13 protein-coding genes are annotated in these 15924 nt (G+C 57.6%); 4 read left to right on the top strand and 9 right to left on the bottom strand.

Features of this window, described 5'->3' with window-relative positions:
• Window positions 1–164 precede the first annotated feature (164 nt).
• Together HWX34_RS02040 and HWX34_RS02045 are read left to right on the top strand one after the other, a co-directional pair.
• Entirely contained in the window at window positions 165–1331 is a 1167-nt protein-coding gene (locus tag HWX34_RS02040) for a p-hydroxyphenylacetate 3-hydroxylase oxygenase component (RefSeq protein WP_178970763.1), read from the top strand.
• Window positions 1332–1366: 35 nt separating this feature from the next.
• Window positions 1367–2305 carry a p-hydroxyphenylacetate 3-hydroxylase reductase component gene (locus HWX34_RS02045; protein ID WP_178970764.1) on the top strand — a complete coding sequence of 313 codons (939 nt, stop codon included), beginning with the start codon at window positions 1367–1369 and terminating at the stop codon, window positions 2303–2305.
• Between the two features lie 72 nt (window positions 2306–2377).
• Here HWX34_RS02045 and HWX34_RS02050 read toward each other — a convergent pair whose 3' ends face one another.
• Window positions 2378–3223 (bottom strand): response regulator, encoded by an 846-nt coding sequence (locus tag HWX34_RS02050; protein WP_178970765.1) that lies wholly within the window; start codon window positions 3221–3223, stop codon window positions 2378–2380.
• Window positions 3224–3542: 319 nt separating this feature from the next.
• Between HWX34_RS02050 and HWX34_RS02055 the strand changes: the two genes are divergently transcribed.
• On the top strand, window positions 3543–4673 hold the full coding sequence (locus HWX34_RS02055; protein WP_178970766.1) for a succinylglutamate desuccinylase/aspartoacylase family protein: 1131 nt from the start codon (window positions 3543–3545) through the stop codon (window positions 4671–4673).
• Here the strand turns inward: HWX34_RS02055 and HWX34_RS02060 are convergent.
• The 4 genes from HWX34_RS02060 to putA form a co-directional block, all read right to left on the bottom strand.
• Window positions 4662–5045, bottom strand: a complete 384-nt coding sequence (locus HWX34_RS02060; protein WP_178970767.1) for a cysteine-rich CWC family protein — start codon at window positions 5043–5045, stop codon at window positions 4662–4664. The genes HWX34_RS02055 and HWX34_RS02060 overlap by 12 nt on opposite strands.
• Before the next feature lie 301 nt (window positions 5046–5346).
• On the bottom strand, window positions 5347–6090 hold the full coding sequence (locus HWX34_RS02065; RefSeq protein WP_178970768.1) for a metallophosphoesterase: 744 nt from the start codon (window positions 6088–6090) through the stop codon (window positions 5347–5349).
• A 137-nt stretch (window positions 6091–6227) separates the two neighbouring features.
• Window positions 6228–7457 carry a branched-chain amino acid ABC transporter substrate-binding protein gene (locus tag HWX34_RS02070; RefSeq protein ID WP_178970769.1) on the bottom strand — a complete coding sequence of 410 codons (1230 nt, stop codon included), beginning with the start codon at window positions 7455–7457 and terminating at the stop codon, window positions 6228–6230.
• A 207-nt stretch (window positions 7458–7664) separates the two neighbouring features.
• Entirely contained in the window at window positions 7665–11261 is a 3597-nt protein-coding gene (gene putA, locus HWX34_RS02075; RefSeq protein WP_178970770.1) for a trifunctional transcriptional regulator/proline dehydrogenase/L-glutamate gamma-semialdehyde dehydrogenase, read from the bottom strand.
• 289 nt (window positions 11262–11550) lie between these two features.
• On the opposite strand from putA, the gene HWX34_RS02080 reads away from it, so the two are divergent.
• Window positions 11551–11904 carry a DsrE family protein gene (locus HWX34_RS02080; protein WP_178970771.1) on the top strand — a complete coding sequence of 118 codons (354 nt, stop codon included), beginning with the start codon at window positions 11551–11553 and terminating at the stop codon, window positions 11902–11904.
• A 67-nt stretch (window positions 11905–11971) separates the two neighbouring features.
• On the opposite strand, the gene HWX34_RS02085 is transcribed toward HWX34_RS02080, so the two are convergent.
• The 4 genes from HWX34_RS02085 to HWX34_RS02100 all read right to left on the bottom strand — a co-directional run bounded on the left by HWX34_RS02085 (window position 11972) and on the right by HWX34_RS02100 (window position 15709).
• Window positions 11972–12298 carry a BON domain-containing protein gene (locus HWX34_RS02085; protein WP_178970772.1) on the bottom strand — a complete coding sequence of 109 codons (327 nt, stop codon included), beginning with the start codon at window positions 12296–12298 and terminating at the stop codon, window positions 11972–11974.
• Between the two features lie 241 nt (window positions 12299–12539).
• A complete protein-coding gene (locus HWX34_RS02090) occupies window positions 12540–13886 on the bottom strand; it encodes a sigma 54-interacting transcriptional regulator (protein ID WP_178970773.1) in 1347 nt (448 codons plus the stop codon).
• Complete coding sequence (locus tag HWX34_RS02095) at window positions 13883–14395, bottom strand: hypothetical protein (protein WP_178970774.1); 513 nt, start codon at window positions 14393–14395, stop codon at window positions 13883–13885. Before HWX34_RS02095 ends, HWX34_RS02090 begins: the two co-directional genes overlap by 4 nt.
• A 12-nt stretch (window positions 14396–14407) precedes the next feature.
• Window positions 14408–15709 (bottom strand): sensor histidine kinase KdpD, encoded by a 1302-nt coding sequence (locus HWX34_RS02100; RefSeq protein ID WP_178970775.1) that lies wholly within the window; start codon window positions 15707–15709, stop codon window positions 14408–14410.
• Window positions 15710–15924 lie beyond the last annotated feature (215 nt).

The raw sequence follows: 15924 nt of genomic DNA on the forward strand, positions 1-15924 counted from the left end.
AAACTTGTATTTATTGGCTGCAGAATGCACCACATAATGCAGTCAGTTGCCAGCGCTTCCCTGCTCGTCAAACAACAACACCAAGTGCCAACGCGCTGCTGCCAATCCTTATTCACGGCACAAATACTTAACTTATTAACAAATACACGCAACAGGAGATATTCATGAGCGAGAACACCCTGCTGAACCGGCTGCAGCAAATCCTGCCGGAAATTGCCGCCAATGCCGACAAGTCCGAAGCCATGCGCCAGGTACCGGAACAGAACATCCGCCTGCTCAAGAGTATTGGCATGCACCGCGCTTTCCAGCCAAAGAAATATGGCGGGCTGGAAATTTCGCTGCCGGAGTTTGCCGACTGTGTGGCGGCACTGGCCGGGGCCTGCGGCGGCACTGCCTGGGCGTTCAGCCTGCTGTGCACACACAGCCATCAGCTGGCCATGTTCTCGCAACAATTGCAGGACGAAGTATGGGCTAACAACCCGGACGCCACCGCCAGCAGCAGCATTGCCCCGTTCAGCCAGATCGAGGAAGCCGAGGGCGGTGTTTACCTGAGCGGCGAAATGGGCTGGAGCAGCGGTTGCGATCACGCTGAATGGGCCATTGTCGGCATGCGCCGCAAGAATGCCGAGGGCGAACTGGTCTACAGCTTTGGCGTGTTGCCACGCAGCGACTATGAAATCCGCGACAACTGGTTTGCCATGGGCATGAAGGGCAGTGGTTCCAAGACGCTGGTGATACGCCATGCCTTCATCCCCAATCACCGCATCGAAGCGGCCAAGGACATGATGGAAGGCCGCTCCAGCGGCTTTGGCCTGTATCCGGACAGCGATATTTTCACCACGCCGTATCGCCCCTATTTTGCCAGTGGTTTTGCCGCCATCAGCCTGGGCATTGCCGAGCGCATGTTGCAAGCCTTCAAGGACAAAACCGCCAACCGCGTGCGGGCCTACACCGGTGCCAGCGTCGGCACCGCCACGCCGGCCCTGATGCGCCTGGCAGAGTCCACCCACCAGGTGGCCGCCGCCCGGGCTCTGCTGGAAAAGACCTGGCAGGATCATGCCGATCATGGTCGCCGCCGCACCTACCCGGACCGCCTGACACTGGCCTACTGGCGTACCAATCAGGCATACGCGGTCAAGATGTGCATCGAAGCCGTAGACCGACTGTTCAGCGCCGCCGGTGCCACCAGCTGGATGGAAGGCAACGAGCTGCAACGCCTGTTCCGCGATTCGCACATGACCGGTGCCCACGCTTATACCGATTACGATGTCTGCGCCCAGATCCTTGGCCGCGAACTGATGGGACTGGAACCGGACCCGAGCATGGTCTGACACCGCCCGGCAACAAGCAAAACAAGGAGATGAGGATGACAAGCAAACCATCAGCCAGCGTGGATGACCCGCGCCTGTTCCGCCGCGCGCTGGGGAATTTTGCCACCGGCGTCACCGTGATGACGGCCTGCGGGCCGGACGGACAGCAAGTGGGTGTTACCGCCAACAGCTTCAACTCGGTATCGCTGGACCCTCCGCTGATCCTGTGGAGCATAGACAAGCGCTCGGGCAGCTATCCGGTATTTGCGGCGGCCAGCCACTTTGCCGTCAATATCCTGGCAGCAGACCAGATCAGCCTGTCCAACCGCTTTGCCCGGCCCAGTGAGGACCGCTTTGCCGGTGTACCACACAGCCAAGGAGCCGGTGGCGCGCCACTACTGGAAGACTGTGCCGCCCGCTTCGTGTGTGAACGTCATGCCATGCATGATGGTGGCGACCACTGGATCATGCTGGGCAAGGTAGTGGCGCTGGACGACTTTGGCCGCGCCCCGCTGCTCTACCATCAGGGCAGCTATGCCATGGCATTGCCGCATGGCTTGCAGCAAAAGAAAGAAGAAAGCAGCCCAGCAGACCGTCAATGGCAAAAGCGGCTGGATGGCAATGTCTATTACCTGCTGACGCAGGCGGTACGGGCTTACCAGCAACATTACCAGCCACTGCAACTGGCTACCGGGCTACGTACCAGCGAAGCGCGCATGCTGCTGGTGATGGAACAAGGCCTGGATATCGCATCCATGCACGGTGAGGTCAACATGCCGGATCGCGAAGTGGAACAAGCTGCCCAGATGCTGTTACGCAAGGAGCTGATCAGCCTGCAGGGGCAGCATTATCAGTTGACCCAACAAGGCAAGCTGCACGCCGAGGCCTTGCATGATCTGGCCGAGCAACAACAAGCCGCCATGCTGGCCAGCTTCACGCCAGATGAAGTCGCCACCTTCCGCCGGATTCTGCAAGCCATCATCAGCCGGCGATAAGCGCATAGCATCGCCATCAGAAAAACAGCCAAAGAGCCGCCGGGCAACCGGCAGCTCTTTGGCTGTCAAGACTCAGGATAAGCTGCGCAATTGCTGGGACAGCGTCTGCAGGCGCAAGTCCAGATCCGCCAGCAGAATTTCCAGTTGCTCGACATTACCTGTCTTGCAGATTCTCTCCTGCTGTTCGCACGCCCGCACCACCTGGCGGGCATCAATCAGGCGCGCCGCGCCCTTGATCTTGTGCAGCATCTGCGCAAGGCCAGACCAGTCACGCTCGACAAAGCATGCCTTGGCAGCGGCAGAATCCTGTTGGTTGCTCTCTAACAGCTTGGTGACAAATTTTTCTATCAAAGCCTGATTGCCATCGAACAAGGCGGTCAGGCTACTCTCTTCATACACCGGCAGTCGCTGCATGCTGACAGCCATGCTGTAACGCAGCAACATGGTATGCAACACCGGCAAAGTAACCGGTTTGGGCAGCAGGGTATTGAAGCCAGCTTCCTGCGCGCGTTGTTGATCCCGTTCGGAAGGATCGGCGGATATCCCGATGGCCGGGCGCGAGTCACCCTCAGCACGTAGCTGCTGCACCAGGTCGAAACCACCCAGCTGCGGCATGCTCAAATCGGTCAGCAGACAATCAAACTGCCCCTGCTGCCATTGGGTCAGGGCGTCCAGCCCGTTACTGACTCCCACTACCTGGCAGCCCAGTCGTAGCAACTGGCTGTTAAGCAGAAAAAGATTGGCCAGATTATCTTCAGCAACCAGTACCCGTGGTTGCAACCCGTCGGCCCACAGTTCCGACTCGGGCGTGCCGGCTCCTTCGTTGGGTCCGTAAGAGCCGGGAGCCGAGTCCGCCGCGCGTGCTTGCAAGCGGTGGCCGATGCACCGCCGCATTGAAATAAAATGATGATATGACATGACACTGACACCTGTTTGTGATTATCCGCCGACTTCCACTACGCTCAGGGGCTCTGACTGAAGCTAAAGCATACTGACCATGAGCCTCTCTTAAGCTTAGAAAGGGCAATGCAATCACTATCCGGGTTATTTCTTAACAAACAATAGGAATTTTCTGATCATTCATCGACAAACCTCTCTACCCTGTTAAAGCCAGCAGCACAGACCTGTCACAGCGATTCGCCAAGGCAGTCATTTAGACAGCATGGACACAACGCGCTACATTATTGGCTGCATCATCTTCAAGCCGGCATTTGATGGCGGCATCATCGGAGCCCTCATGATTCATCACCAACATCCATTGACATCCAGCTGCCTGGGAACACAACGCCAGCTGTCCAGCTTTCACTTTGGTACCGCAGCGTCCTCTGCTGGCAAGGCTTATATCCAGGCTTCTTTGCATGCGGACGAACTGCCTGGCATGTTGACCGCATGGGAGCTGAAACAGGCGCTGCAAGCACTGGAAAAAGAAGGAAAGATTACCGGTGAAATCATTCTGGTACCGCAAGCCAACCCGATTGGCCATGCCCAGTCGCTGCTGGGGTATCAGCTAGGCCGTTTCGAACTGGCCAGTGGACAGAACTTCAACCGCCATTACCCGCAACTGACCCAGGCGGTCTATACCGCGGTCAAGCATCAGCTGGGCAAGGATGCCAAAGCCAATACCGCACTGATCCGCCAAGCCATGCGTCAGCACCTGCAACAATTGGCCGAACCGACCGAGCTGGTCAGCTTGCGCAAGCAGCTGCTCCTGCTGGCCGCCGATGCGGACATCGTGCTGGACCTGCACTGCGACAGCAATGCGGCCTTGCATGTCTATACCGGCACGCCGCTATGGCCACAATGTGAGCCTCTGGCACGCTACTTGCAGTCGCATGCGCAATTGCTGGCCACCGAGTCCGGAGACTATCCGTTTGACGAAGCCTGCAGCCAAACCTGGTGGGAGCTGGATGCCCTGTGCCGCCAGGATGGCCTGGATGTGCCCATCGAAATGGCTTGTCTGTCAGTCACCGTGGAGTTGCGTGGGCAACATCAGGTGGCACAGGCGCTGGCCAGGCAGGACGCGCACGCCATACTGGATTTTCTCTGCCTGCGCGGCTTGATTGCGGGTGATGCACCGGAACTGCCACCGCTACCCTTCCCGGCCACCCCCTTATCCGGCTCGGAAAACCTGCTGGCCCCCCATCCGGGTGTGGTCAATTTCCTGCTGGCACCCGGCACACGGGTGGCTGCGGGCCAGGCAGTGGCCGAAATCATTGACCCTTTGCAAGACAAGGTAGCGGTATTGAGTTCGCGCTATGGTGGCATGTTGTACGCACAGGAATTGCACCCGTATGCCACCGCAGGCATGACGGTAGCCAAGGTAGCCACCGCACAGTCATTCAAGACCGGCAAGTTACTATCGGCCTGAAGAATCCTGAGCGGCATCCCCCGGCGAAGCGGAAGGAGCCTGTGCAATGGCCTGCAACAAGCAGGCCGGACACAGGCAGTCGCCGCCATCTTGTGCCAAGGGCATGACATTGGGCAGCCTGGTACACCAGCAGGCATCTTCGCCGTCACCGATACCGCAACGAAATGTGTCGCCGCAACGCTGGCACTGTTTGGCTTGTGCAATAGGCGGCAAGGACAGCAAGCGGTTCCACACCGCTTTTTTCTCGTAGTCGCTAAAGCCAGGCCAGCCAGCTATTTCTTTTAGGGTCCGACGGCAACTCTTGCAGCTTTCGCCAGTGGCATCCAGCTGGCAACGCTGCTGACAGGGAGAGGGAATGGATGAATTACTCATGCCGGCCGTCCCGGCACAGCGCCAGAATGCCACGGCAATAGCAGATCCGCAGGGCAGCAGTGCAGCCCGGATTCATGACGCAACAACATTGATGCAAACATAAAACAGCCTGTTACAAGGGAATGAGACTAACCCGGCACGCGGGACCAGTTACCCGAAAATCAGGCGACATAATAACAGCACAAAAATATGCCAAGCACATATAAAGCAATAAGTTGTGCAGGCTCAAACATTGGAACACTACCAGCAAGCTGCCATGCGGGACAACATGACAGCAATGTGGCTGAGTACATCGGGCGACTCAGCTTTCCAGCATGTCACCGCCATAGCCCTTGTCCGCTACATTCACGCTATGTGTCAGCATGTTATCCAGCTGCAACATGCTCAGTTGGCGTCCATAAACCCCGCCGGTATCCAAATACCAGACATTGTCGATCTGCCTGACCTTGCGCTGTGGAGTATGTCCTACGCACAGCATATGTACGCCAACGACCGGCTTGCGCACCATGCCCTTGGCACGCAAACGGCACCAGGTGATCTGGCGCAGCAGTTTGCCGCCATCTTCTCCCCAGGGAAGGGGCAAGGCCAGTTGCTGACGCAACAGGTTCCAGTCATCCAGCGGGCAATCGGCATGCAACAAGCCGATCAGACCGTGCTCACATGCCACTTCCATCGCCAGCGGCAGGCGACTGAAAGCGGCACGGTAGGCTTGCTTGTCTTTTTCATCCAGACAGATGAACCAGCCACCGCCATTATTCAGGTAGCGCTCGCAGGCATCGGTCTGCGCCAGATCGAACTCCAGCGCCATCTGTTCGTGATTGCCCCTGACCGCATGAAACCAGGGTTTGGCCAGCCACTCCAGCACCTGGCGCGACTCAGGGCCGCGATCCACCAGGTCGCCGACGGAAAACAGCCGGTCGCGACTGCCATCAAACACCACTTGTTCCAGTAACTGACGCAATTCGGTGAAGCATCCGTGCACATCACCGACTACAAAGTCACGCCCGACCTGATTGGCGGACATGCTGGCAAACAACTCACTCATACACAATCACATCAGTCTTAAGAGATACAGCTTTCATTATGCACATCTGCCCACGGTTCTGCGGGAAATTGTCGAGCAGCAGGCATGAAAAAACGGCGCAGTATCTGCGCCGTTTCAGAGCAAAACCAGTGTGGAAATTACTGGGCTGCGGATGCAGCGGCAGGAGCAGCTGCGCCACCACCGATGGTTTGCATCACTTTCCACTGACCGCCTTCAACCTTGTACACGGTGATACCGCCGTCTTTCAGGTCACCCTTGTCGTCGTAGGTCCAGTTGGCAGAAGTCACACCGGAGTACTTGATCTTGGCCAGTACCGGCAGGTAAGCCTTCGGATCGGTCGAGTTGGCGTCCTTCATGGCCTGGATCAGTGCGCGGGTAGCGTCATAGCCGTACGGGGAGTAAGTGGCTACGTCGGTCTTGAAACGTGCCTTGTACTTGTCGGCATATTCCTTGCCCTTGGGCATTTGTTCCAGCGGCAGGCCAGCCAGCGAGGCGATGGAGCCTTCCGCTTCCTTGCCTGCCAGTTGCAGGAAGTTCGGGGTCTTGGTCATTTCGCCGGAAATCAGCGGTGCCTTCAGGCCCAGACGCTTCATCTGTTTGGCCATCGGAGCGGACTGGGCGTCAGCACCACCGTAGAAGATCACGTCCGGATTCACCCCCTTGATGGAGGTCAGAATGGCGGCGAAATCGGTTGCCTTGTCGTTGGTGAATTCGCGCTTGGCCACTTCACCACCAGCTGCCTTGACGGCTTTTTCGAATTCGTCAGCCAGGCCTTGGCCGTAAGCGGTGCGGTCGTCAACGATGACGATCTTCTTGGCCTTCAGGGTGTCCACCACGAACTTGCCCATCACGCTACCTTGCTGGGTATCGGAGGTCATCGAGCGGAAGGTGTTCTTGAAGCCTTGTGCGGTAAATACCGGCGAAGTCGCCATGGCAATCATCGGGATGCCGGCGTCGGAATAGATCTTGGAGGCCGGGATGGCGCAACCGGAGTTGAAGTGACCGATGATACCGGCAACCTTGTCGTCAACCAGCTTCTGCGCCAGTTGGGTAGCGGTTTTTGGGTCGGCCTGGTCATCCTGGGCGTCCAGTTCAAAGGTCACCGGCTTACCACCGATGGTCGGCTTCTCGGCGTTGGCATCTTCAATGGCCAGGGTCACGCCGTTTTTGTATTCTTCGCCATAGTGGGCTTGTGGGCCGGTCAGCGGAGCAGCAAAGCCGATTTTCACGGTGTCGCCACCAGCAGCGGCAGCAGCCGGAGCGGATGCGCCAGCCGGAGCGGCAGCGTCGTCTTTCTTGCCACATGCAGACAGTGCCAGAGCAGCTGCGACAGCGATGGTAACGGTAGTCAGCTTGGTGAATTGCATCTTGAATCCTCTATCTTTCGGTCTCTCCTGTCCGCTTGTGGCGGACAGATCTCATGCAGCGAGCTTGTTGTAAGTGAAAACGCTGGCGGCATTATTCCAATGCCGACAGCACATGACAAGTAGCGTGACAAAGATATCGTCACACAGCCCCGGTTTGTGACCATTCCCGCCAACAGGCGGGTTTGCCCGGGCCGGGGCTGGCTGACATCAGTCGCCGATACTCATCAGGCTGGCATTACCACCTGCTGCCGTGGTGTTGACGCTGACAGCACGCTCCACCACCAGTCGATGCAGGTTGTAGCCATCTTTGCCGGCCAGAATCAGCGGAATCAGCGCGCCGTCACGTTGCGCCAGTTGCTGGCGTACGCGGGCTGCGCCTTCCCCTTCATACAGCACGGCATCCAGCGAGGCAGTCAGCACGTCTTGCGTCAGCTCGACATGGCTGCCCAAGGTGCTGGCCAACTGGCGATTGGCCGGCGAATCCGCCAGCACTGCCACATTGCCGGTAGCCAGTACGGCCACCAGTTGTTCGGCCAGCGTTGCTCCACTGCTGGCCACGCACCCTACCTTGCCGCGCGGGGCAAAGCAGAGCGTGTTCTTTTCGCCGGTCGGTCCCGGCAGGCTGACTTGATGGGTCAGCGGCGAGGCACGGCCTGCCGCATCAATGCGGGCGTTCAGGCCACTCACGCCCATGCTGCCCGCTACCGCAGCCAGCTTGGACAGACCGGACAGATTGGCGGCCACCGGCTGCAAGGCCAGCTTGGGTGCCCAGGCAGCACGCGTCAGACGGTACAGATAGAACGGGCCGCCGGCTTTGGGGCCGGTACCGGACTTGCCTTCACCGCCAAAGGGCTGCACGCCCACCACCGCACCCACGATATTGCGGTTGACGTAGACATTACCCACTTTGATCTTGTCGACAATATTGTTGATGGTTTCGTCGATGCGACTGTGAATGCCGTGGGTCAGGCCATAACCGGTGCTGTTGATTTCGGCCACCACTTTGTCCAGCTGGCTGGCTTCAAAGCGCAGCACATGCAGTACCGGGCCGAATACTTCGCGGGTGAGGTCGGAAAGGTTGTCGATTTCAAACAGCGTCGGCGGAACAAAGGTGCCTTGCTGGCATTGTTCCGTCAGCGGAGTCTGGTAGAACCAGCGCGCACGCTGCTTCATCTTGTCGATATGTGCCAGCAGGCCAGCCTGGGCTTCGGCATCGATCACAGGGCCGACATCGGTACTCAGCTTGGCCGGATTGCCCACGGTCAGTTCGGCCATGGCGCCCTTGATCATGGCAATCACCTTGTCGGCGATATCGCTTTGCAGGTAGAGCACACGCAAGGCAGAGCAACGCTGACCAGCCGAATCGAAGGCCGAGCTCAGTACATCAGTCACCACCTGCTCCGGCAGGGCCGAGCTGTCCACGATCATGGCGTTCTGACCACCGGTTTCGGCCACCAGCACCACGTCCTCGCCACGCTTGGCCAGGGTGCGGTTGATGATTTGTGCCACTTCGGTGGAGCCAGTGAAAATGACGCCCTGGATGCGCGGATCGCTGGTCAGCGCAGCGCCGACGATTTCGCCACGGCCCGGCAGCAGTTGCAGTACATCACGCGGTACGCCGGCTTCGTGCAGCAGACGCACGGCATAGGCGGCAATCAGGTTGGTCTGCTCGGCCGGTTTGGCCAGCACCGGGTTACCGGCGGCCAGCGAGGCAGTGACTTCGCCAATAAAGATGGCCAACGGAAAGTTCCACGGGCTGATGCATACCACCGGGCCCAGCGGCTGGTGGGTGGCATTGTCGAAATTGGCGACGATCTGCGCGGCATAGTAGCGGCAGAAGTCCACCGCCTCACGCACTTCGGCAATGGCATTGCTCAGGGTCTTGCCGGCTTCGCGCACGGCCAGGCCCATCAGTGCCGGCATGTGGTCTTCCATCAGGTCGGCCATGCGGTTCAGGCAAGCGGCACGGTCTGCCACCGGGGTATTGGCCCAGCGTGCAGCGGCAGCTTCGGCCAGTTGCAAGGCGCGTTCCACATGTTCCGGCGTGGCTTCAATCACTTCACCGACAATGTCGGCATGGTCGGCCGGGTTACGTACCGGCAGCTTGTCGCCTTCGCTGATATCGGCATCGCCCAGCAGCGGGCTGGCCAGCCACTGCTGCTGTTCCGAACCTTGCAGGCCAATTTGCAGCGCGGCCAATACATGCTCGCTGGACAGGTCCAGGCCTTTGGAATTCAGCCGCTCGCTACCGTACAAGGAAACCGGCAGGGCAATCTTGTGATGCGGCTGACCGGCATGGCTGGCCGCTTCTGCCACCTGGTCGGTCACCAGTTCGTCGATGGACACGTTTTCGTCCACGATGCGGTTGACGAAAGAGCTGTTGGCACCGTTTTCCAGCAGGCGGCGCACCAGATAAGCCAGCAGGGTTTCGTGCGAACCCACCGGCGCGTAAATACGGCAAGCCTTGCCCAGATTGTCCTTGCCCACTACCTGGTCGTACAGGGTTTCACCCATGCCGTGCAGGCACTGGAATTCGTAATCCAGGCCCTGACCCAGTTGATAAATGGCGGACAGGCTGTAAGCATTGTGAGTGGCAAACTGCGGGTAGATGGCATCCTGCGCCGCCAGCAGGCGCTTGGCACATGCCAGATAGGAAATATCGGTATACACCTTGCGGGTATACACCGGGTAGCCCGGCAGGCCATCCACCTGGGCGCGCTTGATTTCGGCATCCCAGTAGGCGCCCTTCACCAGGCGCACCATGAAACGGTGACCGGAGCGGCGTGCCAGATCAACCAGATAATCAATAATGAAGGGGCAGCGTTTCTGGTAGGCCTGTACCACCAGGCCGATACCATTCCAGCCAGCCAGCTCCTTGTCGAAAGCCAGCTGTTCCAGCAGGTCCAGCGACAGCTCCATGCGGTCGGCTTCTTCGGCATCGATATTCAGGCCGATATTGTATTGCTTGGCCAGAACCAGTAGTTCCTTCAGGCGGGCATACAGCTCGGTCATCACGCGTTCACGCTTGGCGCGGCTGTAACGCGGGTGAATGGCGGACAGTTTTACCGAAATACCCGGGCCATCGTAAATGCCACGCCCGGCGGATTCCTTGCCGATGGCGTGGATCGCCATCACATAGTCTTTCATATAACGCTGGGCATCATCCTCGGTCATGGCGGCTTCACCCAGCATGTCGTAGGAGAAGCGATAGCCGCGTGCTTCGCGCTCGCGACCGTTTTCCAGTGCCTGTTCGATGGTCTCACCAGTGACGAACTGCTTGCCCAGCATGCGCATGGACATGTCCACGCCTTTGCGGATCAGCGGCTCGCCGCCTTTGGCGATCAGACGGGTCATGGCCGCCGACAAGCCTTGCTCGCTATGCGAGGAAACCAGCTTGCCGGTCACCACCAGGCCCCATGCTGCGGCGTTGACGAACAAGGAGGAACTGTTACCCAGGTGGGCTTTCCAGTCGCCACGGGAAATCTTGTCGCGGATCAGCTTGTCGGCGGTTTCCTTGTCTGGAATACGCAGCAAGGCCTCAGCCAGACACATCAGGGCAATACCCTCAGCGCTGTCCAGCGAAAACTCATGCATCAGGGCATCCACCCCGCTGGAGCGCGTACGCTCATGCCGCACCTGGCTGACCAGGCGACGCGCCAGATCCTGCGTGGCGGTCACCTGCGCCGGCTGCAAGGCCGCTTGCGGCAGCAAAGCTTGTACACATTCCTGTTCATCGCGACGGTATGCGGATGTAATGGCATCGCGCAAGGCGCTCTGGTTTAGGGCAAACACCTCGAATTGCATGGAAAACTCCCGATTTTGTTCGCAGCCCGGTTTATACCGGTTAAGATTTGCCTATTGTATACAATTGCATTTTTCTTTGTTCGACAATATAAAATATTCTTGTCATCAGACACTGTATGGACGGCAACAGATCAAGGCAAATCAAGCGACTTGTCCTATTATTTGCGGCATCCGCCCTAGCCTTTGCTGTTGCATTACCACAACGTTACCGCTTGCGAGCCAGACCACCGCTGATACCCGGCCTTCGCAGGCAGGCCAATCCACTTTGTAGTCAATGACAGGACTTGCCGTGCAGAATATTTTGCTCATTGTGAATGCCAGCCCCTATGGCAGCGAACGCTGCTTGAGTGGATTGCGTTTGACACTGGCTCTGGCGAGCCATGGCCAACCCAGTCGTATCAAGCTGTTTCTGCTGTCAGATGCGGTCAGCACCGCGCAAAACGGTCAGGGCAATGCCAGCGGACCAAGTCTGGCAGACATGCTGACCGAGGCCATGGCGCATGGTGTCAGCGTTCATGTTTGCCGCACCTGCGCTGACGCACGCGGACTGGATCAAACGCGTCTGCTTCCCGGAGTGAAAATAGCCACCATGCCGGAATTGGCCGACTGGACACTGGAGGCGGACAAAGTCGTGAGTTTCTGAATAAAAAAAGGCCTGCCTCTCGGGGGGAAGGCAGGCCAAAGGGCAGTTCACATCAAGCAACAAGAAATTAAATGGGACGTATCAACATTTCCGAACGAACCTCGCGCACCCCGGGCACATTGGCAGCGACCTCAAGCAAATGCCGCACGGTATCGCGACTGGGACTAGTGCCTTTCAGCCTCACCATGCCAGCCTTTACCGAAGGCTGTACGACCGAACCCGAGCCATCGGCTAGCGGTTTCAATACTTCATTCAGCTCCCAGGCTATTTTCTCGTCATCAGACACATGAGAAACAGCAACATGTTCAGCAATCGGGTCCATCAGCAGGCTGTCTGTTGCCATCGCCGCCTGCAGCGGAAGCAATAATAAAAATATCCATGCGGAAGGTTTCATTTTCATCGCACACCTCGGTACAAGAAGCACTCGACTTACTATTGCAAAAGCCGTACCAACTTAAAATATTCCATTAAATTCAAAAGCTTAGATAAATATCGCTTTAGATAAGCCAGTGTATTTGGCTGATTTTGTCGCCCATCAGCGACACCCCCTCAAAGCAAAACAATACAAGTTATTGATTTAAATAGAAAAACCCCTGTCGCCAATTGGCGACAGGGGTTCGCAGTCCGGGAGGGGTTTAAAAATCCTTGAAGGCAGAAGCCACCAGATCATGCTTTTGCAGCAAGCGGTAAAACTCGGTGCGGTTGCGATCCGCAATACGCGCCGCCACGCTGGCATTGCCCGCCGTCACCCTCAACAATTTCTCCAGATACTCGCGCTCAAACTGACGACGCGCCTCGGCCAGCGTAGGAATGCTGGCCATGCCGTCCGATACGGCTTTTTGTACCAGGCTCAACGGAATCAGGCCTGCCGTGCTCAATACGCAACATTGCTCAACGGCATTGGCCAACTGGCGGATATTGCCAGACCAACGCAGGCTACACAGATATTCCATGGCATCCGGTGCGAATCCGGCTACATCCTTGCCATAACGTTCGCACAGCTGGCTCAGGAAATGCTGCGCCAACAGTGGAATATCCTCCCGTCGCTCACTCAGGGCGGGCAACTGCAGGGTAAGAACATTCAGCCGGTAAAACAGGTCTTCACGAAACAGACCGTCGCTGATCAGTAACTCCAGGTCACGGTGGGTCGCAGAAATCAGCCTTACATCTACCGCAGTTGGCTTACTGGCCCCCAAAGGCCGCACTTCGCGCTCCTGCAGAACGCGTAATAGCTTGACCTGCAGGGCAAGCGGCATATCCCCGATTTCATCCAGAAACAGGGTTCCACCATCGGCCTGGGCAATCAGCCCCTGATGGCGCGCTGCCGCCCCGGTAAAAGCACCCTTTTCATGACCGAACAACTCACTCTCCAGCAAGTTATCCGGAATGGCCGCGCAATTGACCGCGATAAACGGCTTGTCTGCGCGTGGACTGGCACGATGCAATGCTCGGGCCAACACCTCCTTGCCGGTACCACTTTCACCGCGAATCAACACACTGGCATCCGTAACTGCGACCAGACGCGCCTCTGCAAGCAGTTCATCCATCAAAGGACTACAACTCACCACCTCGGCGCGCCAGGCATCCTGGTCATCATGCGACAAGGCAGGTGCAGACAACTGCAGCGCCTGCGAAACCTTGCTCAGCAAGGCCGCACTGTCAAATGGCTTCACCAGATAACCGAATACACCGCGACTTACCGCCTCCACCGCGTCGGGCACTGTGCCATGAGCAGTCAGAATGATCACCGGCAAAGACGGATAACTCCGTTTCACCTGCTCGAACAAGGCCATGCCATCCATTCCTGGCAAGCGCCAATCCGTCAGCAACACATCTGCTCTGCGCACAGCGAGAGCACTCAGGGCGGCCTCGGCCGAAGCCGCCTTGTCCACCAGATAACCTGCTGCCTCCAGACGCAAGCCCAGCAGGTGCAGCAAGTCCGCATCATCATCCACCAACAGAACACGCCCGGCATGCATCATGGTTGTATCTTCTTTTTGCTGGCCTTGTTGACCATGGATTGTTCAATCAGACGCAAGGCTTCTAGTTTGGCCGCCAGCTCATCGGCACGATGTTGCTGCTCGGCTAGCTGGGCATTGCTTCTTTGCATGGCCTCTTCATGCCGCTTGCGCTCATTCAGCAGACTCCCGAGCAACATGGACAAGCCTGACAAATCCTCCGCGGGCTCCTGTCGCAACTGCTCGTTCGCCTTGTCGAGCTGGCCGCGCAATGGCTCAATCCGCGGCTCCCCGTTCAGCCATTGCTGGGCCACATAGCGTAGTCGCTCGCCTGCGCAGGCTTCTTTGCCAGGAACGACGCTGTCACGGTTACGCCGCAAGCTGCTCAAGATGGCCTCAACATCGGGACAGCTGCGTGACTGGCTCTTCCAGGTTGCCACCCCTCCGGCATTACGTGAGGAGTGTTCTGACCAGCCGGCGCATGCCGACAACTGGCTCAACAACAACAAGACAAAAATATTGTTACGCATCATGCGAATGCTCATTCAGGAAGTACATGGCCACCAGACACGGAAATACGCACCCTTAGCAGCAGGTAAAGACTCAACATCGCCCCCCATCAGTTGGGCAAAGGTTTTCACCATGGTCAGCCCGATACCACTACCCGGCACTTCACCGGCTGGAGCAGGCCCACTATAGAAGGGCTGGAAAACCAGCGTGTGATTTTCTGGCGCGATGCCCGGCCCCTGATCAATGACCGCTACCCATGTACGATCAGCCTCCCTGCCGGTTGCAACAGAAATAACACCGCCAACAGGAGAAAACCGAATAGCGTTAGAAAGAAGGTTCTCAATAATGGTTCGGAATTTTTCACTATCGACCGGCACCAGCAAATTATCTTGCGACAGTTCCAGCGTAATGCGCTTTTGCTGCAACAAGGGACGCATGCTTGCCGCAGCATCCTCAATCAAGGCATGCAACTCATGCATGCGCATATCCAGAGGTTGTGCCAGCCAGTTGGCTGCATCATGCCGTAACAAGGCATCCACCCGCTGACGTAGCAAACGGGTATTGGACAAGGTGATCGCCACGATTTCCTGTTGCGAGGGCAGCAAGGGGCCGGGAATCTGGTCTTGCAGCAGTGACGAAGCCTCCTGAATAGCCGCCAGGGGGGTCTTCAGCTCATGCGAGACGTGGCGGAAAAAATCTGCCTTATCTTCTTCCAGCCGGGCAAGTCGATGATCCAGCTCCCCGAGGGCAGAGGCCAGTTGGACGATATCGGCCGGGGCCGACATCAGCCAGCTCTGACCACGTACCCCCTGTGAAAGGGCGGCAATTTTACCGCGCAGCTGCTGCAAAGGCCTGACCAGCAGCCAAGCCAGTAGTAATCCGGAAAACACGGCAAGGCATAATGACAGAATGGCCACCCGGTCAGCCTGTTGACGCTTTACCCGCAAATTGCTGTCCCACAGCTTTCGTTGCACCTCACCCAACTGCCTGATACGTGACTCCAGCCCCGCCCCCAAAGCGGATAGCGACTCATACTGTGCGGACCATGCCGAAACAGGATGTTCGTCACCGTCCAGCAAGGCCTGCGATTGCTTACCCCATTGCGACAGTGTGTGTCCAAGTCTGCGCAAACCTGCATCATCCTGCTGATCGAGTCTGGCCGCCAACTGCATCAGCGCGCTCAAGGCCTCTTTCCCAACCTGGGAATAGCTTTCTTCATGCAAGACATTCCACTGACGTGTCGAGCGTTCAAACAGCTCACCTTGGCTGGAAAATATGCGTATCGATTCGGAAAGCAACAAGGCCTGACGCTGATTTTGATCCACCTGTTCCGCCAACTGCTGCAGATGCCACCAGGTTTGCACCAGTGCCAACGAGGGAATCAGCGTCACCACAAACAAGCTAGCAACCAACAACGACTTGAAAGACAGATGGCGCAATAGCATGAACACTCCAGGGACGAAGATGCAGCCATTGTCCAACAGCACAGCTGGTCTTCACAAATCAAAGCAGCAGTCGCTGACAGATTAACGATAGTCGGGCGCATAGCGGC

Source organism: Aquitalea sp. LB_tupeE, assembly GCF_013391415.1.
Taxonomy (GTDB): domain Bacteria; phylum Pseudomonadota; class Gammaproteobacteria; order Burkholderiales; family Chromobacteriaceae; genus Aquitalea.